This window comes from Kitasatospora sp. NPDC058046 (assembly GCF_042885595.1).
Classification (GTDB): domain Bacteria; phylum Actinomycetota; class Actinomycetes; order Streptomycetales; family Streptomycetaceae; genus Kitasatospora.
The window spans coordinates 289,640-313,711 of record NZ_JBHVRS010000003.1; the positions used below are offsets into that span (position 1 = coordinate 289,640).

Annotated in this window: 22 protein-coding genes; 8 read left to right on the forward strand and 14 right to left on the reverse strand. The window is 76.2% G+C overall.

What is annotated here, in order from left to right:
• Positions 1-38: 38 nt before the first annotated feature.
• Positions 39-1,385 carry an FAD-dependent monooxygenase gene (locus tag ACFVU7_RS09085; RefSeq protein WP_388044764.1) on the forward strand — a complete coding sequence of 449 codons (1,347 nt, stop codon included), beginning with the start codon at positions 39-41 and terminating at the stop codon, positions 1,383-1,385.
• 77 nt (positions 1,386-1,462) lie between these two features.
• Here ACFVU7_RS09085 and ACFVU7_RS09090 read toward each other — a convergent pair whose 3' ends face one another.
• Positions 1,463-2,038 (reverse strand): TerD family protein, encoded by a 576-nt coding sequence (locus ACFVU7_RS09090; RefSeq protein ID WP_049650185.1) that lies wholly within the window; start codon positions 2,036-2,038, stop codon positions 1,463-1,465.
• A 148-nt stretch (positions 2,039-2,186) separates the two neighbouring features.
• The gene (locus ACFVU7_RS09095) at positions 2,187-2,603 is read right to left on the reverse strand and encodes a hypothetical protein (protein ID WP_159028378.1); all 417 of its coding nucleotides are present in this window, start codon (positions 2,601-2,603) and stop codon (positions 2,187-2,189) included.
• Between the two features lie 128 nt (positions 2,604-2,731).
• Here ACFVU7_RS09095 and ACFVU7_RS09100 point away from each other — a divergent pair, with 128 nt between their 5' ends.
• On the forward strand, positions 2,732-3,034 hold the full coding sequence (locus ACFVU7_RS09100) for a hypothetical protein (RefSeq protein WP_074004108.1): 303 nt from the start codon (positions 2,732-2,734) through the stop codon (positions 3,032-3,034).
• A gap of 231 nt (positions 3,035-3,265) precedes the next feature.
• Complete coding sequence (locus ACFVU7_RS09105; RefSeq protein ID WP_388044765.1) at positions 3,266-3,679, forward strand: hypothetical protein; 414 nt, start codon at positions 3,266-3,268, stop codon at positions 3,677-3,679.
• On the opposite strand, the gene ACFVU7_RS09110 is transcribed toward ACFVU7_RS09105, so the two are convergent.
• Together ACFVU7_RS09110 and ACFVU7_RS09115 are read right to left on the reverse strand one after the other, a co-directional pair.
• Positions 3,667-5,343, reverse strand: a complete 1,677-nt coding sequence (locus ACFVU7_RS09110) for a glycerol-3-phosphate dehydrogenase/oxidase (protein ID WP_388044766.1) — start codon at positions 5,341-5,343, stop codon at positions 3,667-3,669. The genes ACFVU7_RS09105 and ACFVU7_RS09110 overlap by 13 nt on opposite strands.
• Positions 5,340-5,969: a TetR/AcrR family transcriptional regulator gene (locus ACFVU7_RS09115; protein WP_079272406.1), complete on the reverse strand. Its 630-nt coding sequence runs from the start codon at positions 5,967-5,969 to the stop codon at positions 5,340-5,342. The genes ACFVU7_RS09110 and ACFVU7_RS09115 overlap by 4 nt, the downstream gene beginning before the upstream one ends.
• 74 nt (positions 5,970-6,043) lie before the next feature.
• On the opposite strand from ACFVU7_RS09115, the gene ACFVU7_RS09120 reads away from it, so the two are divergent.
• Both ACFVU7_RS09120 and ACFVU7_RS09125 read left to right on the forward strand, forming a co-directional pair.
• The gene (locus ACFVU7_RS09120; RefSeq protein ID WP_388044767.1) at positions 6,044-7,612 is read left to right on the forward strand and encodes an FAD-binding oxidoreductase; all 1,569 of its coding nucleotides are present in this window, start codon (positions 6,044-6,046) and stop codon (positions 7,610-7,612) included.
• Complete coding sequence (locus ACFVU7_RS09125; RefSeq protein WP_388044768.1) at positions 7,609-8,517, forward strand: diacylglycerol kinase; 909 nt, start codon at positions 7,609-7,611, stop codon at positions 8,515-8,517. The genes ACFVU7_RS09120 and ACFVU7_RS09125 overlap by 4 nt, the downstream gene beginning before the upstream one ends.
• Before the next feature lie 54 nt (positions 8,518-8,571).
• Here the strand turns inward: ACFVU7_RS09125 and ACFVU7_RS09130 are convergent, their stop codons facing one another.
• Both ACFVU7_RS09130 and ACFVU7_RS09135 read right to left on the reverse strand, forming a co-directional pair.
• Positions 8,572-9,489, reverse strand: a complete 918-nt coding sequence (locus ACFVU7_RS09130; RefSeq protein WP_388044769.1) for a DUF6891 domain-containing protein — start codon at positions 9,487-9,489, stop codon at positions 8,572-8,574.
• A 140-nt stretch (positions 9,490-9,629) separates the two neighbouring features.
• Positions 9,630-10,250 (reverse strand): hypothetical protein, encoded by a 621-nt coding sequence (locus ACFVU7_RS09135; RefSeq protein ID WP_388044770.1) that lies wholly within the window; start codon positions 10,248-10,250, stop codon positions 9,630-9,632.
• Positions 10,251-10,485: 235 nt separating this feature from the next.
• Between ACFVU7_RS09135 and ACFVU7_RS09140 the strand changes: the two genes are divergently transcribed.
• Both ACFVU7_RS09140 and ACFVU7_RS09145 read left to right on the forward strand, forming a co-directional pair.
• Positions 10,486-11,253: a hypothetical protein gene (locus tag ACFVU7_RS09140; RefSeq protein ID WP_049658618.1), complete on the forward strand. Its 768-nt coding sequence runs from the start codon at positions 10,486-10,488 to the stop codon at positions 11,251-11,253.
• 329 nt (positions 11,254-11,582) lie between these two features.
• On the forward strand, positions 11,583-12,743 hold the full coding sequence (locus ACFVU7_RS09145; RefSeq protein ID WP_375874526.1) for a Cmx/CmrA family chloramphenicol efflux MFS transporter: 1,161 nt from the start codon (positions 11,583-11,585) through the stop codon (positions 12,741-12,743).
• Positions 12,744-13,069: 326 nt separating this feature from the next.
• On the opposite strand, the gene ACFVU7_RS09150 is transcribed toward ACFVU7_RS09145, so the two are convergent.
• Positions 13,070-14,047, reverse strand: a complete 978-nt coding sequence (locus ACFVU7_RS09150; protein WP_388044771.1) for an NADP-dependent oxidoreductase — start codon at positions 14,045-14,047, stop codon at positions 13,070-13,072.
• Positions 14,048-14,152: 105 nt separating this feature from the next.
• Here ACFVU7_RS09150 and ACFVU7_RS09155 point away from each other — a divergent pair, with 105 nt between their 5' ends.
• Positions 14,153-14,722, forward strand: a complete 570-nt coding sequence (locus ACFVU7_RS09155) for a TetR/AcrR family transcriptional regulator (protein ID WP_375874527.1) — start codon at positions 14,153-14,155, stop codon at positions 14,720-14,722.
• 50 nt (positions 14,723-14,772) lie between these two features.
• On the opposite strand, the gene ACFVU7_RS09160 is transcribed toward ACFVU7_RS09155, so the two are convergent.
• The 7 genes from ACFVU7_RS09160 to ACFVU7_RS09190 form a co-directional block, all read right to left on the reverse strand.
• Positions 14,773-16,131, reverse strand: coding sequence for a DUF2252 domain-containing protein (locus ACFVU7_RS09160; protein ID WP_388044772.1), 1,359 nt, complete (start codon positions 16,129-16,131; stop codon positions 14,773-14,775).
• A gap of 114 nt (positions 16,132-16,245) precedes the next feature.
• Positions 16,246-17,841 (reverse strand): multicopper oxidase family protein, encoded by a 1,596-nt coding sequence (locus ACFVU7_RS09165; RefSeq protein ID WP_388044773.1) that lies wholly within the window; start codon positions 17,839-17,841, stop codon positions 16,246-16,248.
• On the reverse strand, positions 17,838-18,311 hold the full coding sequence (locus tag ACFVU7_RS09170) for a hypothetical protein (RefSeq protein ID WP_049658344.1): 474 nt from the start codon (positions 18,309-18,311) through the stop codon (positions 17,838-17,840). Before ACFVU7_RS09170 ends, ACFVU7_RS09165 begins: the two co-directional genes overlap by 4 nt.
• A gap of 205 nt (positions 18,312-18,516) precedes the next feature.
• Positions 18,517-21,087: an FtsX-like permease family protein gene (locus tag ACFVU7_RS09175; RefSeq protein WP_388044774.1), complete on the reverse strand. Its 2,571-nt coding sequence runs from the start codon at positions 21,085-21,087 to the stop codon at positions 18,517-18,519.
• Positions 21,084-21,983, reverse strand: coding sequence for an ABC transporter ATP-binding protein (locus ACFVU7_RS09180; protein ID WP_388044775.1), 900 nt, complete (start codon positions 21,981-21,983; stop codon positions 21,084-21,086). The genes ACFVU7_RS09175 and ACFVU7_RS09180 overlap by 4 nt, the downstream gene beginning before the upstream one ends.
• Before the next feature lie 105 nt (positions 21,984-22,088).
• On the reverse strand, positions 22,089-22,883 hold the full coding sequence (locus ACFVU7_RS09185) for an aminotransferase class IV (protein WP_117490597.1): 795 nt from the start codon (positions 22,881-22,883) through the stop codon (positions 22,089-22,091).
• Positions 22,876-23,922, reverse strand: coding sequence for a GNAT family N-acetyltransferase (locus ACFVU7_RS09190; RefSeq protein WP_388044776.1), 1,047 nt, complete (start codon positions 23,920-23,922; stop codon positions 22,876-22,878). The genes ACFVU7_RS09185 and ACFVU7_RS09190 overlap by 8 nt, the downstream gene beginning before the upstream one ends.
• Positions 23,923-24,072: the final 150 nt, after the last annotated feature.

Below are 24,072 nucleotides of genomic sequence, written 5' to 3' on the forward strand. Positions count from 1 at the left end.
CGCGGACTCGAAGCTCGGGACTCAGGAGAGGAGCGACCGTGCGCGGTGGCTCGGTGGCCGTGGTCGGGGGCAGCATCGCCGGGAGCGCCTTCGCCGGCGCGGCCGCCCGGCTCGGCGCGGAACGGGTGGTGGTGCTGGAACGCAGCCCCGGGCACCTGGAGGACCGCGGCGTGGGGCTGTGCACCCACAACGACCGCTTCGACGAACTGGTCCGGGCCGGACACCTCGACGCGGACACCCGCCGCCACCGCCTCACCGTCCGCCGCTGGGTCGCCCGGGGCGCGGCCGGCGAGGGCGACGGGCCGGACGGCTGCGGGCGACTGCTCTGGGCCCAGCCCTTCCCGTTCCACTCGCACCACTGGGGCGTGCTCTGGCAGGCCCTGCGCGAACGGATGCCCGAGCAGGTCGAGTTCCGGCTGGGTGCCACCGTGACGGCCGTCGGCAACGAGCCGGGCGGGGACGAACCGGACGGCGGCGGGTCGGAGGGCCCCCAGGCTGAGCCGGACGGCGGCGGGTCGGAGGGCCCCCAGGCTGAGCCGGACGGCACCCGGGCCGAGACGGGCGGCGCCTGGGTCGAGACGGACGGCGGCCGCGAGACGTACGACCTGGTGATCGGCGCCGACGGCTACCGCTCGGTGGTCCGCGAGGCCGTCTGCCCGCAGGCCGAGCCCGAGTACGCCGGGTACGTGTGCTGGCGAGGCAGCTACGACGACGCCCTGCTGGCCGAGCTGCCCGGCGGCGCGGCGCCCTGGCCGGAGGAGCAGTGCATCACCGCCTGCTACCCCGGCGGCCAGGTGGTGATCTACCGCATCCCCGGGGTCGCGCCCGGCCGCACCCAGGTGAACTGGGTCTTCTACGCCCCCACCCCCGCCTGGCTGCGCCTGGACGGCCCGACCAGCATCCCGGCGGGCAGCCTCACCGACCCGCAGGTGGACGAGCTGCGCCGGCTCGCCGAGCGGTACCTGCCGCCGTACTGGGCCGGCCTGGTCACCCTGACCCCGCGCGAACGGACCTTCCTCCAGCCGGTCTACGACCTGGCGGCCCCGGCCCGGACGGCCGGACGGCTGCTGATCGGCGGGGACGCGGCCACCGTGGTGCGCCCGCACAACACCAGCGGCGCGGTGAAGGCGATCCAGGACGCCCACGCCTTCGAGCTGGCCGGGCGGGAGGCCGGCTCCTGGGCAGCCCTGCTGGCCGCCTACGACCGCGAACGGACGGCGGCCGGGCGGGAGTTGGTGGAACTGGGCCGCACCCTGGGCCGGGCCCAGGTCACCGCGGCGCCGGACTGGTCGGGGATGGACGAACCGGCCATGACCGCCTGGTGGCACCACCAGTTCACCGGCGGCGGGGGCTTCGGCGGCCACGCGCTCGGCCGTACCGACTGAGCGCGTGGCCGTGACTGCCGAACCCCGGTCGACCCGCTTCGGGTGAACGGGCGTCGACCGCTACCGACTGGCGACGGTCAGACGTTGACGCCGTAGTCGGTCGCGATGCCGCGCAGGCCGGAGGCGTAGCCCTGGCCGATGGCGCGGAACTTCCACTCGTTGCCGTTGCGGTACAGCTCGCCGAAGACCATCGCGGTCTCGGTCGAGGCGTCCTCGGTCAGGTCGTAGCGCGCGATCTCCAGGCCGTTGGCCTGGTTGACGATCCGGATGAACGCGTTGCGCACCTGGCCGAAGTTCTGCAGCCGGGCGTCGGCGTCGTAGATCGACACCGGGAAGACCACCTTGGCCACGTCGGCCGGGACGCGGTCCAGGTCGACCTTGATCTGCTCGTCGTCCCCGTCTCCGCCGCCGGTCAGGTTGTCGCCGCTGTGCTCGACCGAACCCTCGGGGCTGCGGAGGTTGTTGAAGAAGACGAAGTGCTGGTCCGAGACCACCTTGCCCAGCGCGTTGCACAGCAGCGCACTGGCGTCCAGGTCGTAGTCGGCCCCGGTGGTGGTGCGCACGTCCCAGCCGAGACCGACGATCACGGCGCTCAGACCGGGCGCCTCCTTGCTCAGCGAGACGTTGCCGCCCTTGGCCAGCGAAACTCCCACAATGCCCTCCTCTGATCTCTCCCTGTGGACGAATCTACAACACTGTAGAGATCACGAGAATCCGTCTGCAGGCGGGCCCACCCCGGGAATTTCTCCGGGTCGCACACGGGAACCGTGCGCGGGAACCGCCGCCGGCCCGGCCAGGGCGTCACCGCACGGCGTCGATCTCGATCCGCAGCGCACCGTTCTCGGCCGTCGCCCTGCGGCCCCAGCCCAGCAGCAGGCCCAGCACCTCGCGCTCGGCGGCCGGGAGCCGGGCCAGGTCCACCTGCTCGATCTCCCGGACCAGCGCGGCCATCGACGGCTGCCGGATCCGGCTGCTGAAGTCGAGGTCCGGCTCGTGGCGGGCGAGGGTGGGCAGGGTCCGCGCACCCAGACGGCGCAGGACGGCCCGCAGGGCGCCGCCGTCGACCCAGGCCTCCAGCCGCCCGGGCTGCGGCGCCGGGCCGGCCCCGCGCCCCGTCCTCGCCTTGACCGGCACCCGGTACAGGCCGAGGACGTACTCGTCCTCGGCCACCTCCTCGTCCGGCCCGTACGGCCGCAGGCCGCCCGCTGTGCTCCGCATGCCGAGCACCCTAGCGACCTCCCGCCCTAGACTGGCAGTGGATTTCCCCTCGTCCGATCTTCACCCGTTCCCCCTCGTCGGCTCGCCGCCGTCTCCCCTCGTCGCAGGCCCGGTCGCCGGAGGTCCCGATGCGCCAGCGGTACAGCTTCCACCTCGACCAGGGCGGGCACTCGGTGACCGTCAACGTCCGGTCCGGCTGGATCACCGAGACCGAGCTGCTGGTCGACGGCAAGGAGTGCGACTTCCACCGGGTCCACGGGCACGGCGACTATCCGCTGACCCTCACCGCCCAGGTCGCCGAGGAGCCGCCGACCCCGCCGAGGCCGCTCGCGGTGCGGCTGGACCGCACCGGCCGGGCCGAGCACCCGCTCTCCTGCGTCCTGGAGCTGTCCGGCGCCGAGCACCCGATGCCCGAGCGCACGGCGCGCTGATTCCGCCTCATCCGCACGGCCGCGCCCATCCACGGCCGCCTTGCGAGGGCGTGGAGCCGGGGACCCCGTTCCCCGTTCGCGGCCGACCCCCTCGGTCAACCCTCGATCGTCCGCGATCCCCTTCGGTGCACCGAAACCACCCGTTCAGGCGGTTTGCCCGCAAATACCACCAAACCTTACGATCCACCGTCCGGACCCACCGGCCCGGACCCCCACGACGAAAGCCCTCCCATGACCACCCCCGCGACCCCTGACGCCTTCGACACCCTCCTGGGCGAGGCGATGGCCGGCGCCGAGCGCTTCGGCCACCGCCAGCACGTCCGGCTCACCTGGCTCGCGGTGCGCCGCCACGGCGCCGCCGACGCCCTCACCCTGGTCGGCGAGGGCATCCGGCGCACGGCCGCCAAGGCGGGCGCACCGCAGAAGTTCCACGTCACCATGACCCGCGCCTGGGTCGAGCTGGTGGCCCACCACGCCGACGCCGCACCGGACTTCGACACGTTCGCGGCCCGCCACCCCGAGCTGCTCGACAAGGAGCTGCTCACCCGCCACTACCGGCCCGGGACGCTCGCGGGCGAGCGGGCCCGGACCACCTGGGTGGAGCCGGACCTCGCCCCCTTCCCCCGGGCCGCTCAGCCGTCCTGACGCCGCCCGGCACGCTCCTCGACGGTCCCCTCGACGATCTCCTCGACCGCCTTCCGGGCGCGCTCGGCGTCCTCCGTGACCAGCCCGATCCTGGTGCGGCGGTCGAGTACGTCGGCCGCGTCCAGCGCGCCCTCGTGGCTGACGGCGTAGGCGATCTCGGCGCGGGTCACGTCCAGGCCCTCGGCGATCGACGTCAACTCTCCGGCCGCCAGCACCTCGTGGGCCGCGCCGCCGTGGCGGGCGAGCAGTGAGGCGGGCACCCGCCCGGCGGTTCCGCCCTCCGGGACCCCGGCGGGCAGCGGGCGGCTGTCCCCGTGGCCGGGGGCGCCGACCAGCGGCAGCCGGGCCGTCCAGCAGGCGCGGGCGGGCAGGCCGCGCAGCCGGACGGCGGTGTCCACCGCGTCCTCGGCCATCCGGCGGTAGGTGGTGAGCTTGCCGCCGACCACGGTGATCACCCCGGACGGGCTCTCCAGCACCGCGTGCTCGCGGGAGATGTCGGCGGTGCTGCCGTCCCCGGTGTCGATCAGCGGGCGCAGCCCGGCGTAGGCGCCGATCACGTCCGCCCTGGTCAGGGCGGTGGCGAGCGCGGCGTTGACGGTGTCGAGGAGGAAGGAGAGCTCGGCCTCGGTGGGCTGCGGCTCGTCCGGGATCGGGCCCGGGGCGTCCTCGTCGGTCAGGCCGATCGCGACCCGGCCGAGCTGCTGCGGGAGGGCGAAGACGAAGCGGCTGGTGGAGCCGGGCACCGGCACGGTGAGGGCGGCGGTCGGGTTGCCGAGGGCCTTCGCGTCCACCAGCAGGTGGGTGCCCCGGCTGGGCCGGAGCCGGATCGAGGTGTCCACCTCGCCCGCCCAGACGCCGGTGGCGTTGACCACCGCGCCGGCCCGGACGGTGAGTTCCCGCCCGGTCAGGGTGTCGACCAGCCGGGCCGAGGTGCCGGTGACCTGCTCGGCGCGCACCCTGGTCAGCACGCTGGCACCGTACTGCGCGGCGGTCCGGGCCAGTGCGACCACCAGCCGGGCGTCGTCCACGAGTTGGCCGTCGTGGGCGACCAGCGCGCCGCGCAGCCCGTCCGTCCGCACGCCCGGCACCAGCCGGCGGGTCCGGTCGGCGTCGATCCGGCGCACCCGGGGCAGCAGCGCGCCCGGGGTGCCGGCCGTCAGGCGCAGCGCGTCCCCGGCGTGGAAGCCGGTACGGATCAGCGCGGCCTGGCCGGGGCGCAGCAGGTCCGGGAGCAGCGGCACCAGTTGGGGCAGTGCGCGGATCAGGTGCGGGGCGGTGCGGGTCATCAGCACGCCGCGCTCCACCGCGCTCTCCCGGGCCACCTTGATCCGCCCGGAGGCGAGGTAGCGCAGGCCGCCGTGCACCAGCTTGGAACTCCAGCGGCTCGTCCCGAAGGCGAGGTCACGGGCCTCGACCAGCACCGTGCGCAGGCCGCGCGAGGCCGCGTCCAGGGCCACTCCGGCGCCGGTGACGCCGCCGCCGATGACCAGGAGGTCGATCCGGGCGTCGTCGCCGAGCGCCTCCAGCTCCGCCGCCCTTCGGACGGCGTTGAGCCGGGAGGTCCCGGCGTACGGACCGGTGTACGGGCCCGCGTGCGAACCGGAGGACGGACCGGCGTGCGAGCTGGAGTGCGGACCGGTGTGCGGGCCTGCGGTGGGGGTCATGGCGCGAGGTATCCGTTCAGTGCTCTGGCCAGTTCGCGCCGCCAGGCCGCCTCGGGCAGCAGGGAGGCGACCATGCGGTGCGACTGGACGGTGGACTGGGCTGTCAGCAGGACCATGGCGGCCAGTTCGAGCGGCTCGCCCTCCCGGATCGAGCCGTGCGCCTGGCCCTGCTCGATGCCGGTGCGCAGTGCCTCCAGCAGGCCGCGCTGGCTGGCGCCGAGCCGCTCGACGACGTACTCGAGCAGCAGGTCGGAGTCGTCGGAGCGCAGCAGCGCGCCGATCACCGGGTGGTCGCGCAGCCGGACGGCGATCTCCACGGTCCGCTCGACGAAGGCCTCCCGGTCCCGGCCGGTCGGCACGGCGGCCTCCAGGGTGGCCAGGATCTCCCGGGTGAGCAGCGCGCCGATCACCGCCCGGACGTCCGGCCAGCGGCGGTAGACGGTCGGCCGGCTGACCCCGGCACGGCGGGCGATCTCGGCGAGCTGGGTGCGGCGCACGCCGAGATGGACCATCAGGTCGGCGGCGGCGTCCAGGATCGCGTCGTCGGTGCTGCGGGCCCCCGGGACCTGGCCGGTGCCCCCATGGGTCTGGCCCGGCGTCTCGGGCTCGTCGTTACTACTTGACATGATGTGTGAAACTGTAACGCATGGCACCTGAGACGCAAGCGGGACCGGCCGGCGCCGCACTTCCGCTCCCCCCGATGAAGTGGGACGCCTGGGGCGACCCGGCCCTGGCCAAGGAGCTGTCCGCCGACATCAAGGGACTGCTCGCCGCCGCCCTCGGCGTCACCGGCGACGCCGCCCCCGGGCCGAGCGCCGACGAGGTCGTCCTGCACCCGTCCCGGCTCTCCGCCGAGGACCTCGACGCGCTGGCCGGCGCGGTCGGCAAGGAGCACGTCAGCGCCGCCGACGCCGACCGGCTGCCGCGCGCCGGCGGCAAGTCCACCCCGGACCTGCTGCGCCGCCGCAGCCGCGAGGCGCAGGACGCCCCCGACGCCGTCGTGCTGCCCGGCAGCGAGCAGGAGGTCGCCGCCGTCCTCGCGGTGTGCGCCGAACGCCGCATCGCCGTCGTCCCGTTCGGCGGTGGCACCAGCGTGGTCGGCGGCCTCGACCCCGAGCGCGGCGGCCTCGCCGCCGTCGTCTCCCTCGACCTGCGCCGCTTCGACCGGCTGCTCGACCTGGACGAGACCTCCGGCGAGGCCGTCCTCGGCGCCGGCCTCACCGGCCCGGCCGCGGAGGAGCTGCTCGCCGAGCGCGGCTGGGAGCTCGGCCACTACCCGCAGAGCTTCCGCTACGCCACCATCGGCGGCTTCGCGGCCACCCGCTCCTCCGGCCAGGACTCCGCCGGGTACGGGCGCTTCGACGAGATGGTGCGCGGGCTGCGCGTCGTCACCCCGGCCGGGGTGCTCGACCTCGGCCGCGCCCCCGCCTCCGCCGCCGGCCCCGACCTGCGCCAGCTCTTCCTCGGCTCCGAGGGCACCCTCGGCGTGATCACCGCCGTCCGGCTGCGCGTCCACCCGCTGCCCGCCGTCAAGGCGTACGAGGCCTGGAGCTTCCCCGACTTCGCCACCGGCACGGCCGCGCTGCGCGCCGTCGAGCAGCAGGGCACCGGCCCGACCGTGATCCGGCTCTCCGACGAGGCCGAGACCATGATCAACCTGGCCATGACCGAGCAGATCGGCGGCGCCCCGGCGGTCAGCGGCTGCCTGGCCGTCACCGTCTTCGAGGGCGGCGCCGCCCAGGTCGCCGCCCGGCAGCAGCTCACCCGCGACGCCCTGCTCGCCGCCGGCGGCACCTCGCTCGGCGAGGGCCCCGCCCGGGCCTGGGAGCACGGCCGGTTCAGCGCCCCCTACCTGCGCGACTCGCTGCTCGCCGCGGGCGCGCTGTGCGAGACCCTGGAGACCGCGGCCTCCTGGAGCCGGCTGCCGGCCCTGCGGGCCGCCGTCACCGAGGCGCTCACCGGCGCCCTGCCCGGCTCCCTGGTGCTCTGCCACGTCTCGCACGTCTACCCGACCGGCGCCTCGCTCTACTTCACCGTCGTCGCCGCCCTCGGCGAGGACCCGCTCACCCGCTGGGGCGCCGCCAAGCGCGCCGCCGGGGACGCCATCCTCCGCGCCGGCGGCACCATCAGCCACCACCACGCCGTCGGCGCCGACCACCGGCCCTGGATGACCGAGGAGATCGGCGACCTCGGCGTGCGCATCCTGCGCGCCGTCAAGGCCGAACTCGACCCGGCGGGCATCCTCAACCCGGGCAAGCTGATCCCGTGAACGACGTGAGAACCGTCCGCAGGGTCGCCGTTCTCACCAACCCGGCGGCGGGCATCGGCCACGCCGAGCCCGCCGCCCACCGGGCCACCGCCCGGCTGCGGGCCCTCGGCGTCGACGTCGAACCGCGGGCCGGGCGCTCCCCCGAGGACGCCGTCCGGCTCGCCCGCGAGGCGGCGGCCGACGGCGTGGACGCGGTGGCCGTGGTCGGCGGCGACGGCATGATCAACCTCGCCCTCCAGGCCCTGGCCGGCACGCCCGTCCCGCTCGGCGTGATACCGGCCGGCACCGGCAACGACCACGCCCGCGAGTACGGCCTGCCGCTCGGCGCCCCCGAGGCCGCCGCCGACGTCATCGCCGCCGGGCGCACCCGCGGCGTCGACCTCGGCCGGATCACCGGCCCGGACGGCGCGGTGCGCTGGTACGGCTCCGTCCTCGCCACCGGCTTCGACTCCCTGGTCAGCGACCGCGCCAACCGGCTGCGCTGGCCGCGCGGCCGGATGCGCTACAACCTCGCCATCGCCGCCGAGTTCGCCAACCTCCGCCCGCTGCCGTTCCGCATCACCCTCGCCGACGGCACCGTCATCGAACGCGACCTCACCCTGGCCGCCGTCGGCAACACCCGCAGCTACGGCGGCGGCATGCTGATGTGCCCCGCCGCCCTGCCCGACGACGGACTGCTCGACCTCACCCTCGTCGACGCCATGCCCCGGCTGCGCATCGCCCGCTTCTTCCCCACGATCTTCAAGGGCACCCACATCACCTACCCGGAGGTCACCACGCTGCGCACCGAAGCCCTGCGGATCGAGTCCCCCGGCATCACCGCCTACGCCGACGGCGAGTTCATCGCCGCGCTCCCGGTGGACGTCGCGGTGGTACCGGACGCCCTACGGGTGCTGGTGCCGTGAGGGGCTGACGCCGCCGTCCGGCCGTCGGGGTGCCGCCGGGCCGCGGTGCCAGTCTCACCCCGCCAGGCGGCGGCGCCACAGCAGCGGGCGTATCTCGACGGCCTGGGACGGGTCGCCGTTCCAGACCGTCGGCAGACCGGCCTCCGCCAGGGCGGCGACCACCTCCTTCCCGACCGCGGCGGTGGCCGCCGGGGAGCCGTCGAAGCCGCCGTACAGCAGGGACAGTCCGTGGCCGAGGGCGGCGGATTCGGTGCCCTGGGCGTGGAAGTAGACGAAGCCGCGGGCGTCGGCCTCGCCGGCCTCGGCGATCTCGGCGTCGCCGCAGGAGCGGCAGCAGCCGAAGTCCTCCCGGGCCGTGATGCCGCCCGCCTCCAGGGCGGCGAAGGCCCGGGCCAGGCACTCCGGATCCGTCTCGCCGATCCAGCCGGTCTGCTCGCCGACCCGCTCCAGCCAGAGCCGGTCGGCGAGTTGCTCGGCCTGGGGGCGCGAGAGCGGGCGGCGGTCGCCCGCGACCAGGTGCTCCTCGGCCTGCTCGGCGAGCCGGGCGCGGTCGGTGTAGCCGCAGGCCAGCGTCAGCCGCAGCCGGTCCTCCAACTCCCGCCGCTCGCCCGCCTCCAGGTCGATCGGCGGCACCGGCGCCGGCGCCGGGCCCAGGTCGAGCGGCTGCCAGTCCAGCCCCTCGTCCCAGCCCGCCGCGCCGCGCGCCCAGCCCGTCATCGCCGCGACCACCGGCTCGGGCCCGGCCAGCCGCACCTCGAAGTGCCGCTCGGCGGAGCCGTCCCGGTGCTCCAGCGTGTACTCCTCGCCGTCGGCGTGCCACACCTGCACGTACACGTCCGGCAGGTCCGGTATCCGCTCCACGACGAGGAAGCGGTCGTCCGGCGCACCGATGCGCCGGACCATCCCCGCGAGGTCGTCCGCGGACACCCTCAGGTGCCGCGTCTCGTTCGTCTGCACCGTGATCGCCAGCATGACGTCACCGTTGCACACGGCACTGACAATCCCCGTGGCCGATCCCCGGCGGCCGATCCCCGCAACAGATCCAGCGGTTCAGGCCCGCCACGCCCGTACCCGGCCGGCCAGCAGCGCCACGGCCGCCGGCGAACGTCCTGTCAGGCCCCCTGGACGAGGGACTTCAGCTCGCCGACGCTCTCGGTGAGGGTCGGTTCGCCGGAGCCCGGGTCGACGGTGAAGACGCGGTAGCCGGCGTCGGTGGTGACCCGGACCCGGCCGGACCCGGCCCATTCCGCCGCGACGAACTCCCCCTGGCCCCGGAAGCCGCCCGTGTGGAGGGCGAGGACCTCCCAACGGCGGGTCGCCAGGCCGGTGCCGGTCTCCAGCCGGACGAAGTAGCGCCCGTTGTAGCCCTCCGGATCGTCGTGGTGGGCCACCGTCAGGACATGGTCCGCCCGCTCCGGGGAGGCGGTGCGACTCACCCCCTGGACCTTCGGTCCGAACATCTGCAGGACGTGGCCGCCACCCGACAGCAGCAGCCCGAACACCGCGAACGCCGACACCAGCCCGCCGACGACGTCCCACCGGCCGCGGACCACGACCGCGGCCAGCAGCAGGACGGCGGCCAGGCCGAGCATCGCCCACGGCCGGTTCAGGACGTCGGCCGCCACCGCCCGCCCGCCGTTGCCGGACTCCATCCGCCCCACCGCCCACAGCACCGGCGGCAGCAGCAGCGCGGTGACGGCCACGATGCCGCCGACTCTCCCACGGTTCGCCATCGAACCCCCTCCTCGGTTTCCGGGCATCCTAGGGCGCTGCCCGCCCCCGGCCTGGCCGAGAGGTTCTCCGGTGCCCCGGTACCGCCGGTCTGCTAGCCTCCTGGAGGCCGTGCGAGAGAACGAGGAGGTGGTACCCGTGAACGTTTCGACATGGGTGCTCTCCTCCGGGGTCACGGTCGGGCGATAGGTCGTCGTCCGGGAGCGCCGTTCCAGTGCACTCCCGAAAGGCACGACCATGCGTTTCACTTCCGAACAGCACCTCGACGGCGGCGTCCTCGAGCGTGGGTTCACCCTCGGCGAGATCCCCGGCATCCTGTGGACGCCCGCATCCGCCTCCCCGTCCGAGCCGGTCCCGCTGGTCCTGCTCGGCCACCCCCCGCTCGGACTGCGCAGGATGCACCCCCGGCTGGTCGCCCGGGCCCGACGCTGCGCGGCGGACGGCTTCGCCGCGGCCACCATCGAGCTCCCCGGCAGCGGGGACCGGCCCCGCTGGGCCGCCCTCGAGCAGGCCCGCGCCGACCTGCGCCGGGCCATGGAGGCCGGCGAGCCGGTCGGCGAGGAGATCGTCGACGCCCTCGTCCTCCCGCTCGTCGACAAGTCCGTCCCGGAATGGCAGGCCGCCCTGGACGCCCTCCTCGCCCTGCCCGGGATCGGCGGCCCGGTCGGGTACTCGGGGGGAGTCATCTCCATCGGCGTCCGGCTGGCGGTGGTCGAGCCGCGCATCGTGGCCGCCGGCCTCTTCGCCGGGAGCCTCGTTCCCCGCGCCGTGTTCGAGGAGGCCCGCCGGGTCACCATTCCGCTGCACGTCCTGCTGCAGTGGGACGACGAGGGCAACGACCGGCAGGCGTCCCTGGACCTGTTCGACGCCTTCGGCTCCCGGGAGAAGACGCTGCACGCCAACATGGGCGGGCACACGGGCGTCCCGCGGTTCGCGGGCGAGGACGCGGCCGGGTTCTTCGCCCGGCACCTGCGCCAGCCGCAGGCCGGTCCCGGTGGACGGTAGGCGGTAGGCCGGTGCCGGCCGGCCGTCGCGATCGAGGAGGGCGCGGGCCCTCCTCGATTCGCGGCGCGCCGGCCGGTGGCTCCCGGCCCGGCCGCCGGGAAAACCGGGTGCCCCGGAGGCAGGGGGTCGGGTAGCGTGCCGGGCATGTCGAGCCCTGAGGCATCCAGGGTGGGGGCTTTCGGTCACGCGCCGTCAGCCCCCTGAAACCCCGGAGATCCTGAACCACCGAGGTCCGAGCGAGCGCCACGCCTGCGCCGCCCGGGGGTTGAGCGTGCGGTGACGAGACGTCCGTCCTCCTCGTTCCCACCGCCCCGCTTCGGAGCCTCTCGATGCCCCTTCCGCTCTATCTGCTCGCCCTGGCCGTGTTCGCCATGGGCACCTCGGAGTTCATGCTCGCCGGGCTGCTGCCCGGACTCGCCGCCGATCTCGGCGTCACCGTCGGTACGGCCGGCGGGCTGACCTCGGCCTTCGCGGTCGGGATGGCGGTCGGCGCGCCGCTGATGGCCGGGCTCGCCCGCGGCCGGTCGGGGCGCGGCAGCCTGCTCGGGTTCGTCCTGGTGTTCGCGGCGGCGCACGCCGTCGGGGCGGTGACGACGAGCTTCCCGGTGCTGGTGGCCACCCGGGTGGTCGCCGCGCTCGCCAACGCCGGGTTCCTGGCGGTGGCACTGACCACCGCCGCCGCGCTCGTCCCGGCGGACCGCAAGGGGCGGGCGCTCGCCGTGCTGCTGTCGGGGACGACGGTGGCGACGGTCGCCGGCGTCCCGGGCGGGGCGGTGCTGGGCGCGCTGTTCGGGTGGCGCGCCGCGTTCTGGGCCGTCGCGCTGCTCTGCCTGCCGGCCGCCGTCGGCATCGCCAAGGGCCTTCCGCCCGTCGCCCCGTCGACCGACCGGGCCGCGGCCCCGGACCCGGCCCCGGCCCTGCGCGCGGAGCTCGGCGAGCTGCGCCGCCCCCCGCTGCTCCGCGCGATGCTGCTCGCCGCGCTGGTGAACGCGGCGACCTTCGGCGGCTTCACCTTCCTCTCCCCCGTGGTGACCGGCCCGGCCGGGCTGGGCGACCTGTGGGTGCCGGTCGCGCTGGTGCTGTTCGGGGCCGGGTCGTTCGCCGGGGTCACCGTCGCCGGGCGGCTCGCGGACCGGCGCCCCGGCCTGGTCCTCGCCGTCGGCGGCCCGCTGCTGCTGGCGGGCTGGCCCGCCCTGGCCGTCCTGGCGGACGCGCCGGGCGCGCTGCTGCCGCTGGTGTTCCTGCTGGGCGGGCTGTCCTTCGCGGTCGGCGGCACGCTGATCACCCGGGTGCTGTACGAGGCGGCCGGCGCCCCCGCGCTGGCCGGCGCCTACGCGACCGCCGCCCTCAACCTCGGCGCCACGGCCGGCCCGCTGCTGGCCGCCGCCTCCCTCGGCACGGCGGCCGGTGACCTCGGCCCGTTCTACGCGGGCGGCCTGCTGGTCGCCGCCGCACTGCTCGTCGCGGCGGTGCGGCCGCGGCTCGGCTGAGCGCTGCCGGAGCCGGCTGCGGGCGGCGGCGGAAGCCGGCCGCCGCCCGCGGCGCGGTGGGCCGCTCCTGCTCCGGCGTGTCGACCGGCACCCGGGCGTGCACGCTGGCCGGCGCCTGTCGATCGCCCGGGCGGCGGGGCCGGGCCCGGCACCCAGGAGACCGGCCCCGACGGTGCAACTCCGGTGCCCATGGCGGCCGGTGGCCCGGTGACGCCCCGCCGAGGCCCAACCCTGACAGCCAGCTCCCCCACCCGCGCAGACCCGCGCCGAACGTGACTGCCTGCCGGGACCGACCCCCGTACGGCCCCGGCACGCCCCCTCCCCCGCTACCCGACCACCCGCAGCACGATCTTGCCCTGGATGTGCCCCCGCTCCGCCCGGCGGTGCGCGGCGACGGCCTCCCGCAACGGGTAGACGCCGTCCACGGCCACCCGGACCCGGCCGTCCGCCAGCAGCAGGGCGAGTTCGGCGAGGTCGCCGCCGCTGGAACGGACCTGCCACAGGCCCTCGTTCAGGGCCACCCCGAGTTCCGCGGCCCGCTCGGGCCGGTACTCGCCGAGGAAGCAGGACACCAGTCGGCCCCCGCGCCGCAGGGCGCCCAGCAGGCGGTGGGCCTCGGGGCCGCCGACGGTGTCGACCAGCAGGTCGGCGCCCTGGACGGCCTCGGCGGCCGAGGTGCGGGTGTAGTCCACGAAACGGTCGGCGCCGAGGCCGTGCAGGAACTCCTCGTGCCGTCCGGAGGCGACCGCGACGACCTCCTCCGCCCCGGCCAGGCGCAGGAGTTGGACCGCGAGGTGTCCGATCCCGCCGGCCGCGCCGACCACCACGGCCGATCCGCCCCCGGCGTAGCCGAGGCGCTTGTACAGGAACTGGAAGGCGGTCAGCCCGGCCATCGGGACGGCGGCGGCCTCGACGTACCCGAGGGCGGCCGGTTTGCGCGCCAGGTCGGCGGCCGACGCGACGACGTACTCGGCGTAGCCGGACGGGCGGCCGGGGAAGCCGAGGAGTCCGAAGACCTCGTCGCCGACGTTCCAGCCGGTGTCGGGGCCGCCGAGTTCCGCGACCACGCCGGAGACGTCGGTGCCGAGGGTCAGCGGCAGCGGCCAGTCGGGCCGCCGTTCGGCCGGGATGGTGGTGAAGCCGCTCCGGACGTACCAGTCGGGCGGGTTGACGCCCACCGCGTGGACGCGGACCAGCACTTCTCCGGGCCCCGGGACGGGCCTCGGCACCTCCTCGTACCGCAGCACCTCGGGCCCGCCGTAGGCGTGCAGCCGGACGGCTTTCATCGTGTTCTCCGTGGCCATGTGTTCTCCCCCGACGCAGGACGGACGGGCTCCGACTAGAATCCGGAGCGCCGCTCCGGAAAGCTAACCGGAGCAGTGCTCCAGTTGTCAACGGCGAGGAACCCCATGCCCCTTGAACCTCAGACGGCGCCCCGCGCCGACGCCCAGCGCAACCGCGACCGGATCCTGGCCGAAGCGGCCGCCCTGATGGCCGACGAGGGCACCCAGGCCTCCCTGCGGGACGTCGCCCGCCGCGCCGGGGTCGGCCTCGGCACGCTCTACCGGCACTTCCCCACCCGCGAGGACCTGCTGGCGGCCCTGCTCGGCCGCCGCTTCGAACTCCTCACCGCCCGCGCCGACACCCTCGCCGCCGCCGAACCGGCCGGCCCTGCCCTGACCACCTGGCTCCACGAGTTCCTCGACGCCGCCGCCTACCGGGGCCTGCCCGCCACCCTGATGGCCACCCTGCAGGACCCGGAGTCCGCCCTGCACGCGAGCTGCCTGCGGATGCGCCAGGCGGGCGGGCGGCTGCTCGCCGCCGCCCAGCAGGAGGGACTGATCCGCCCGGACGTCACGGCGCTCGACGTCTTCGTCCTCGTCAACGCCCTGAGCTGGACCGCCGACCAGGGGCCTACCCTCGCCGAGCGCCGCGACCACCTCTTCGGGCTGGTCATGGACGGCCTGCGGCCCCGCTGACCCCACCGGCGCCGAAGGCCGCGCCGAACTCGCCGTCCCCCGGCCCCGGTTCACACCCCCGGGGTCGCCGCCACCCGCCCGTCGGCGATCGCCGCGACCAGCTCGCCGTGGTCGGCCGCCGTCCGGTCGGCGTAGCGCAGCGCGAAGTCGGCGACCGCCTCGGCGAAGGTGTCGGCGCTGCCGAGGTAGCCGGCGATGGCGAGGCGGTCGCCGGTGCGGGCGTGGGCGCGGGCGAGGGTGCGGCCGCAGAGGTCGGCGTAGGCGCGCAGGCCGGAGGGCCGGAAGTCGGCGATGTCCGCCGAGCCCTTCATGTCGCGCAGTTGGCGGCCGTAGAAGTGGCGCCCGGCGGGGCCGGTGGTCCAGCCGAGGAAGATGTCGCTGGCGGCCTGCATCAGGTGCTGGCCGGTGACGACCCGGCGGCCGCCGTGGTGGGCGAGCACCTCGGCGTCCGCCCGCAGCGGCGGCAGGTGGTCCTCCAGCACCGACCGGCCGGCCTCCTTGAGCTGGAGGAACAGCGGGTCGTGCCCGTTCCCGCCCTCCAGCAGCACGATGTAGCAGCGGGTGCCGACGCTGCCCACGCCGACCACCTTGGTGGCCGCCTCGACGAACCGGTAGCGGTCCAGCAGCACCCGGCGGTCCTCCGCGAGGGTGGCCCGGTAGTCGCTGAACACCTTGCCGACGCCGCGCAGTTCGGACTTCCTCAGCGGTTCGATCAGCGGCGGAGCGCTGATGATCCGGCGCCGCCCGTCGCGTTCCTCGGTGAGCTTGCCGAAGGCCTGGAGGCTGGTGCGGCGCCGGGCGCGCGCGAACTCGGCCTCGGCCCGCCTGCGCTGCCGGGGCTTGGCGAGCAGCGGCAGCAGCTGCGCGGTGTCCACCCGGGCGTACCAGACGTCGAGTTCGCCCCGGCCCGCCAGCCGCCGCATCGCGGTCACGTACCCCTGGGCGGCGGCGAGCGCGGCCCGGCGCGCCCGCCGATCGTCCTGGCCGTTGTCGCGGGCGGCGACGGCGACGCTGGCGGCGAGCCGTTTGACGTCCCACTCGAAGGGGCCGAGGAAGGTCTCGTCGAAGTCGTTGACGTCGAAGAGCAGCGCGCGCTCCGGCGAGGCGTACAGGCCGAAGTTCAACAGGTGGGCATCGCCGCAGAGTTGGACGGTGAGTCCGGTGTCGGGGAGGGCGCCGAGGTCGGCGGCCAGGACGGCGGCGGCGCCGCGCAGGTAGGCGAACGGGCTCTCCGCCATCCGCCCGTGGCGGATCGGCAGCAGCCGGGCGACCCGGTCCGCGCCCTGCCGTTCCAGCACGCCGAGCGGGTCGGGCCGGTCGGCGGCGGGGATCCACCGGCCGTGGGCGGAGCGGGAGACCCGCTCCCGGGCGGCCCGGCCGTGCCGGCGGCGTTCGGCGGGGGTGGTCATGGCGCGGCTCCGGGCGTCGGCGGGTCCCCTCCTCCCCGCGAGGCTAGGACACGGGTGCCGGAGGGCGCAGCGCGCGCCCTCCGGCGGTCGGCCGTCCGGGTGAACCCCGGCGGCTCAGCGCACCGTGAAGTCCGCCATCATCGCCATGTCCTCGTGCTCCAGGTTGTGGCAGTGCAGCATGTACGCCCCCGCGTAGTCGGTGAAGCGCACCAGTACCTCCACCGCCTCGGCCGGGCGCAGGTCCACGGTGTCCTTCCATCCCGCGTCGTACGGGCCCGGGTCGGCGCCGTTGCGGCCGATCACCTGGAAGTGGTCGAGGTGGACGTGCACCGGGTGGTGCAGGTCGGTGGAGAAGCGCCAGAGCTCGACCGTGCCGAGGGCGGGCGTGGCGATGGACTCCCCCGGCTTGTACGGGCGGCCGTTGATGGTCCAGCCGTCGCCGCGGCTGCGCCGGAAGGTGAAGTCGCGGGTGGCGACGGCGGCGGAGGCGTCCAGGGCCTCGACGGCGGCGAGCCGGTCGGGCACCGTCGCGTCGTCGGCCGGCTGCTTCGCGGTGACGTCGAAGCGCATCACCTCGGCCGTCCGGCCGCTGCCGAAGCGGTTGACCAGCCGGACCTGGGTGCCGGGCTGGTAGCGGGAGAAGTCGACCACGACGTCGAAGCGTTCGGCGGGCGCGATCTCGATGCCGTCGTGCCGGACCGGGGCGGCGAGCAGGCCGCCGTCGGAGCCGATCTGGACCAGGGCGTCGCCGCCGGGCGGCTGCGGGTCGAGTTCGAGCCGGTAGAGCCGGGCGTTGGAGGCGTTGAGCAGCCGCAGCCGGTAGCGGGCCCGGTCGACGTCCAGCCGGGGCCACGGCGCGCCGTTGACCAGGATGACGTCGCCGAGCACGCCGTTGGCGTAGGCGTCGGTGACACCCGGCTCGGCGAGCTGCGGGTCGACGGCGGGGTAGCGGAAGGAGCCGTCGGCGGCGAAGGAGCGGTCGGTGATCATCAGCGGCAGGTCCCGCTCGCCGCGCGGCAGCGGCAGCGCGTCCTCCTCGTCGTCGTGCACGAGGTGGAAGCCGGCCAGTCCGCGCCAGACGCCGGGGCCGGTGAAGCCCATCCGGTGGTCGTGGTACCAGAGGGTGGCGGCGCGCTGCTTGCCCGGATAGGTGTAGCTGCGCTCGCCGACGGCGGTGCGGGCGGCGGCGTGGTCCGCCCCGGCCATCCCCGCCATGCCGGCCATCCCGGCCATGCCGCCGGCCTGCTGGGCGGCGTCCGCCGAGGACCCCACCGGCAGCAGCAGGTCCACCGGGTAGCCGTCGCTGTCCGCCGGGGTGTGCCCGCCGTGCAGGTGGGTCACCGAGGGCACCGGCAGCTCGTTGCGGTGCTTGACCACCGCCGTCCGCCCGGAGCGGGTGACCACGGTCGGCCCGGGGAAGCCGCCGCCGTACGTCCAGGCCTCGGTCCGCACCCCGGGCAGGATCTCCAGCCGGGCGACCTGCTGGGTGATCTCGTAGTGGTCGGCGGTCGCGTCGGTGCGCACCGGTTGCAGCACGGTCGGCACCGGCAGCGCGGCCCGGAAGGCCTCCGGCAGGTCGAGTTCGCTGCTCAGCAGCTGCCCGGGGCGGCCCTCGGCGAGCAGCCGGGCAACGGAGGGGCCGGCCACCGAGACCAGGGCGCCCGCGCCGAGCACGGAGGCGCCGACGCGCAGGAACCGGCGCCGGTTCACTTGACCACCTCGACCGGTCCGCCGGGGCGCGGCAGCCGCCCGGTGCCGTCCGGACCGCCGACGACCCGCGCCTCCCGGGCCGGCAGCGGCAGCCGCCAGGCGCCGACCAAGCCGAACAGCACGCCGCTGACCAGCAGCACGCCGAGCGTGACGTGCACGCCGAGCGCCCGGGCGTAGCCGGCGGTGATCTGGCCGATGACGGCGACGGTGAGCAGGGCGGTGGTCCACAGCGGCCAGAGCGGGCCCCGGCCGGGCCACCGGACGGCGACGGCCACCGCGAGCTGGAGCACCACCACGGTGGCCAGCATCATCGCGTTGCCCTCGTGGTCCTTCAGGGAGTCGTAGGTGCCGTTCAGGAAGCTGCCGGCCAGCATGACCTGGAGCAGTGCCAGCAGGGCGAGCAGGGTGGTGGAGGTACGCAGCAGGATCAGCGGCCAGCGGGGCGCGGGGGCGGCAGGAGGACTGCTCATGGTCGGGCTACTCTCTGCGTCGACGGTCTGGCGGGGCGGGCGCGAGCGTAACTGATGCGACGTCACGATCAGCTCTTGAAAAGGTCATCGGACCGTCATGTGGTCCCCATGACCGCCCGCTCGGGGCCGTCGTTCTCACCCGAAGGAAGGGGGTGCCCTTGAGTCGTCCTCAAGAGCACCCCCTTCCTCGCCGCCCGCGGGCCCGCTACTGGCGCGCCGCGCCCAGCCCCGCCGGCCGGGTCCGCAGCAGCGCCCGGACCGGCACCCCGGTCGCCGCGAGGCAGAGCAGCACGGCTCCGGCGGCCAGCGGCAGGGCCAGCATCGGCGGGACGTACGGGGCGGAGTTGGCCACGCCCCGGGCGACCGGCACCAGGGTGACCGCGGCGATCACCGCGCCGACCGCCAGCCCGGTCGAGGCCACCAGCAGCGCCTCCCAGCGCATCATGCCGCGCACCTGGCGCCGGGTGGTGCCGGCCAGCCGCAGCAGCGCGACCTCGCGGCGCCGGTCCAGCACCGTCATCACCAGGGTGTTGGCGGCGCTGACGGCGGCGAACCCGCCGAGCACGGCGGCCATCACGGTGTTGGCCCAGCCGTTGACCTCCATCGCCTTGTCGGACTGGGCGACGAACCCGGCCCGGTCGGTCACCGCGGCCCCGGCCAGCCCGCCCAGCCCGGCGGCCACCGCCGCCCGGTCGGCGCCCGGCGCGTCGGCGACCAGCACCTGGCTGTCGTACCCGGCGGTGACGTGCGCGGCCACCGCGGCCCGGGGCAGCAGCGCCTGGCCGACGCCGAGCCCGCGGTCGTACACCGCGACCACGGCGGGCCGGACGGCGGTGCCGTCGCCGAGCCAGAGCGGGACCCGGTCGCCGACCTTGGCGCCGAACGCCTCGGCCAGGGTGGAGCTCAGCGCCACGGTGTCGGGGGCGCGGCCGAGGTCGGCGAGCGAACCGCTGCGCACGCCCAGGTCGAGCACCTTCGGCAGCCGGGCCGGGTCGCCGTCGACGCCGAGCACGGGGGCGGAGCTCAGCTGGTCGCCGTTCCGGTAGACGACGCCGGTGCGCAGCACGCCGACGGCGGTGTCCACGCCCGGCACCCGGCCCGCCCGCTCGGCCGTCCCGGCGGGCAGGCCGGGGCCGGTGGCGCCGACCACGTGGTCGGCGGTGACGCCGGCCCGGACGTTCTCGCCGCTGGTGTGGCGCACGGTGCTCTGGATGATCAGCAGGGTGCCGCAGAAGGCGGTGACCAGGACGATCGGGGTGATCGCGGAGGCCAGGCGGCGGGCGTTGGCGCGGGTGTTGTCGGCGGCCAGCGAGCCGGGCGCGCCGCCGGCCCGCAGCGGGGCGCCGAGCACCGCGGCGGCGACCCGGGCCAGCCAGGGGCCGAGCAGGGCGACGGCCATCATGAAGCACATCACCACGCCGAGCGCGGTCTGGGCGGCCTTGGCGCCGTCCAGGGAGGTGGCGATGGCCGCGGCCACGATGCCGCCGGCGGCGAAGACCAGTCCGAGGACGGTGCGCACCGCGCCCGGGCGGGGCGCTTCGACGGCGGCCTCGCCGAGCGCCTGGGCGGCCCGCATCCGGGACGGCCGGCGGGCGGCCAGGAACCCGGCGGTCAGCGCGGCGAGGGTGCAGGCGAGGACGGCGGCGAGCATCGGCAGCGGGCCGACGTCCAGGCGGACGTCCGCGGGGACGGCGCCGCGCTCGACCAGCTGGTCGAACCACCAGCGGGCGAGGGCGATTCCGGGCAGGATGCCGAGCGCCGCGGCGAGCGGCGCGACCAGCATCGCCTCGGCGGCGATGGTGCGGCGGATCTGGCGCGGGGTGGCGCCGATGGCGCGCAGCAGGGCGAACTCGCGGGCGCGCTGGCCGGTGGCGAGGGCGACGGTGCTCATCACCACGAAGACCGCGGTCATGGTGGCGTAGCCGCCGAAGCTGCCGCCGAGCGCCATCAGCAGGGTGCGGGCTCCGCCGAGGTCGGGGTGCTCGACGGCGCCCCGGTCGTCCCCGGTGAGGACCTTGACGGCACCGGCTCCGGCACCGGCGTCGGCTCCCGCCTTGGCACCGGCGTCGCCGCCGACGGCCTGGCGGACCTGGGCGGCGAGCGCGGCGGTGGTCACGCCCGCGCGGGGCTGGACGGCGATGGCGTCGATCCGGCCGGGGTGGCCGGAGAGGCGGTCGGCGGTGGCGTCGGCGAACCAGGCGGTGGGGCCGGCCTGCTGGGCGGCGGCCAGGCCGGAGACCCGGTAGTCCGCGGTGCCGCCGGGCGCGGTGAGCGTGAGGTTCGCGCCGGGCGCGATGTGGGCAGCGCGCGCCGTGTCGGCGTCCAGCACCACCTCGTTCGCGCCGGGGGCCCGGCCCTCGACCAGGGTGTCGCCCGGCCCGGCGATGCCGAGCGCGGCGAAGCCCCGGCCGGTCAGGGCCGGCGCCCGGCCGGAGGCGGGCAGCGGGAAGGCGCTGTCCGGGCGGGCCGCCGCGACCCCGGGCAGCGCGGCCAGCCGGCCGGCCAGCGCGGCGTCCGTCCGGGCCCGCTCCGGGGTGGCCTCCTCCGTCGTCTCGGTGTCCGTGCCGACCTTCCGCTGGATCTTCACCGCCTGGTCGGCCGCGACCACCACCGGGGTGTCCGCGTACCGGGCCGGCTTGAGGCTCGCGGTCAGACCGGTCTGCAGCAGCACGCCGCAGGCCACCACCACGGCGGCGCCCAGCAGCAGGGCGACCAGGGTGCCCGCGAAGGACGCGGGCCGGAAGCGCACCGAGGAGCGCGCGAGTCCGTTCGTCATGCCGCCGCTCCCACCGGGCGGGCGGTCAGCGCGACCATCCGGTCCGCGACGGTCTGCGGGCTCGGGTGCGGCAGGTCGTCGACGATCGCGCCGCCGGCCAGGAACAGCACCCGGTCGGCGAAGGAGGCCGCCACCGGGTCGTGGGTCACCATCACCACCGTCGCGCCGAGCGAGTCCACGGCCTGCCGCAGCAGGGCCAGCACCTCGTGCGCGGTGCGGGTGTCCAGCGCGCCGGTCGGCTCGTCGGCGAAGACCACGTCCGGGCGGGTGATCAGCGCGCGGGCGATCGCCACCCGCTGCTGCTGGCCGCCGGAGAGCTGGCCGGGCCGCCGCTTGGCGTGCTCGCCCAGGCCCACCCGGGCCAGCAGCTCCCGTGCCCGGGCCCGGTCCTGGCGCTCCCCGGCGAGGCGCTGCGGGAGCAGCACGTTCTGCTCGACGGTCAGCGAGGGCAGCAGGTTGAAGGCCTGGAAGACGAAGCCGATCCGGCTGCGGCGCAGCTTGGTCAGCCGGTTCTCGCTCAGCGCGGTGATGTCCTCGCCGCCGAGCCGGACCTGCCCGGAGTCCGGGCGGTCCAGGCCCGCCGCGCACTGGAGGAAGGTGGACTTGCCGGAGCCGGACGGGCCCATCACCGCGGTGAAGCTGCCGTGGGCGAGCGCCAGGTCGACCCCGCGCAGCGCGTGCACCGTCGCCTCGCCGCGGCCGTAGGTGCGGCGCACCCCGCGCAGCTCGATCGCGGGGGCCGCCTGCGGGGCCGGGGCGTACCCGCCGTGACCGTCGGCGCCGTAGCCCTCGCGGCCGTGTCCGTCGGCGCCGTACCCCTCGGCAGCGTGGCCGCCGGGGCCGTACTGATCCGTCCCGAACTCGTCGGTCCTGCGGCGGTCTTGGCGGCGTGCCATGGGTGGGCCTTCCTTCGGTTCTGCGTCGCTCGTCGTCAACGTGCTCCAACCTAGGGACGACGGGCTCCGCGAACCATGCAGGCCACCGGCGGAACGGCGGTGGGGTTATCCCCCCACCGCTTCGGCGGGAATCCCCAGGTAGGCGGCGCGCAGGACGGCGAGCGCCGGGTGCGCGGGGTCGAAGGCGGTGCCGTCCACGGCCGCCAGCGGGCGCACCCCGACCCCCGCGTTCACCGCGAAGGCGGCGGTGAAGCGGTCCAGCCCGTCGGCGGGCAGCGGCTCGCGGGACTGCGGGCCCCGGTACGCGCCGGACAGCAGCGCCTCCGTCACCCCGGGCAGGCTCGGGCCCTGCGGCCAGACCAGCCGCTCCCCGGCCAGGAAGCCGACGTTCCAGGTCGCGCCCTCGACCACCAGGCCGTCCTCGCCGACCAGCAGCACGTCGTCGTAGCCCGCCAGTTGGGCCTGCCGACGGTGGTGCACCAGGCCGAACAGGCCGACGTGCTTCACCTCCGGCAGCTCCCGCCGGTACGCCGCGGTGCGGACCCGCAGCGGGGCGGGCTCGGCCGCCGCGGCCGGGCGGGTGGTCACCAGCAGGGCGGGCGCGGCCGGGGCGGCGGGGCGCTCCAGGCCGAGCGCCGGGTCGTACACGGTGACCCGGACGATCACCGGCGCACCGTCGGCGGGCAGCACCGCGCCGATCCGCTCCCGCACCGCCGCCCGGTCCAGCTCGGCGCCGAACAGCGCCCGGCAGTCCCGGACCAGCCGGTCCAGGTGCAGGGCCAGACCGCGCACCCGGCCCGCCTCGGCGCGCAGGGTGGTGAAGTGCCCGTAGTTGAGCAGCCCCAGCGCGGCCAGCCGCGCCGGGTCGGCGGGGGCGCCGTCGATCTCGATCTCAGCCATCCCCCGAGTCTGCCAGCTGCGGGGACCCGGGCCGCGGCGCGGAGCCCGGCAGCGCGGACCGCGGGGGCACTGACTGCGGCGGGACGGACTCCGGCAACGCGCCCTCCGGCAACGCGCTCTCCGGCGCCGCGCTCTCCGGCAGCGGCACCGGGCGGTACGGGCTCACCACCCGCCGGCCCGCCGCCCGGGCCACCCGCTCGAACTCCTCTATCCGGTACGCCAGGCCCTCCGGCTCCCCGGCGTCCGACCAGCGCCACGCCTCCGCCCACCACTGCGGGCCGCGCACCAGCGGCCGGCCGGCCAGCGCCAGGTACAGGGCCAGCGTGGAGCGGGCGTACTCGTGCACCCAGCCGTCGCAGCCCCGGTAGTCCGCCGTCTCGTCCAGCCGCAGCCAGCGGCCCTCCTGCCCTGCGGCCAGTATCGGCACCCAGCCGCGCAGCCGGTCGGCGACCAGCAGGAGCAGCCGGCCGTCCTCCTCCCGCACCCGGTGCAGGGGGAGTTGGGGCATCCGGGCGAAGGACAGCGAGTGCTTCCAGCCCACCACCCACAGGCCCCGGCGCAGGTAGTAGCGGACCGCCGGCTGCCAGGTCCAGTGCGCCTCCAGCCGGAACCCCGGCAGGCCCTCGGCGGTGGCCGCCGCGTACACCTCGTCCAGCGCGGCGGCGGCCAGGCCCCGCCCGCGCGCGGCCGGGGTCACGTAGAGGGAGGAGACGGCGAGCTGGCTCGGGCCCTTGGTCCAGTTGTCCACGGCGACGGTGCCCACCACGGCGTTGTCGTCGTCCTGGATCCAGTAGCGCCGCCGGTACAGCTCACCGCCCGGCCACTCCCGCCCGCTCTCCCCCAGCCGCTCCCGCCAGGCGCGCTCCGCCGGCGGCGCCAACCCGTCCGGGTCCACCAGCTCGCCCAGCCCGCCCTCCACCAGGGACGCCAAGTCCCAGAGCGCGAAGCGCCGTTCGTCCCCCGGCCCGGCCGCCCGCAGCCGCGGCCCCGCCGCCAGCCGGTCCTGCGCCCGCTCCACCGCCGCATCCCACGACCTCACCACAGGGCGAGGATAGCGGCGCGGCGGGGACGATCAGTAATCCGGCCGCCACCGAATGTCAGTGCGGGGAGCGGGAGGTGACGCCGACCCCGCCCCGCCGCCGGGCCGGCCCCGAGGACGGCGCCCGCCACCGGCGGCCGTCGGGGCGGG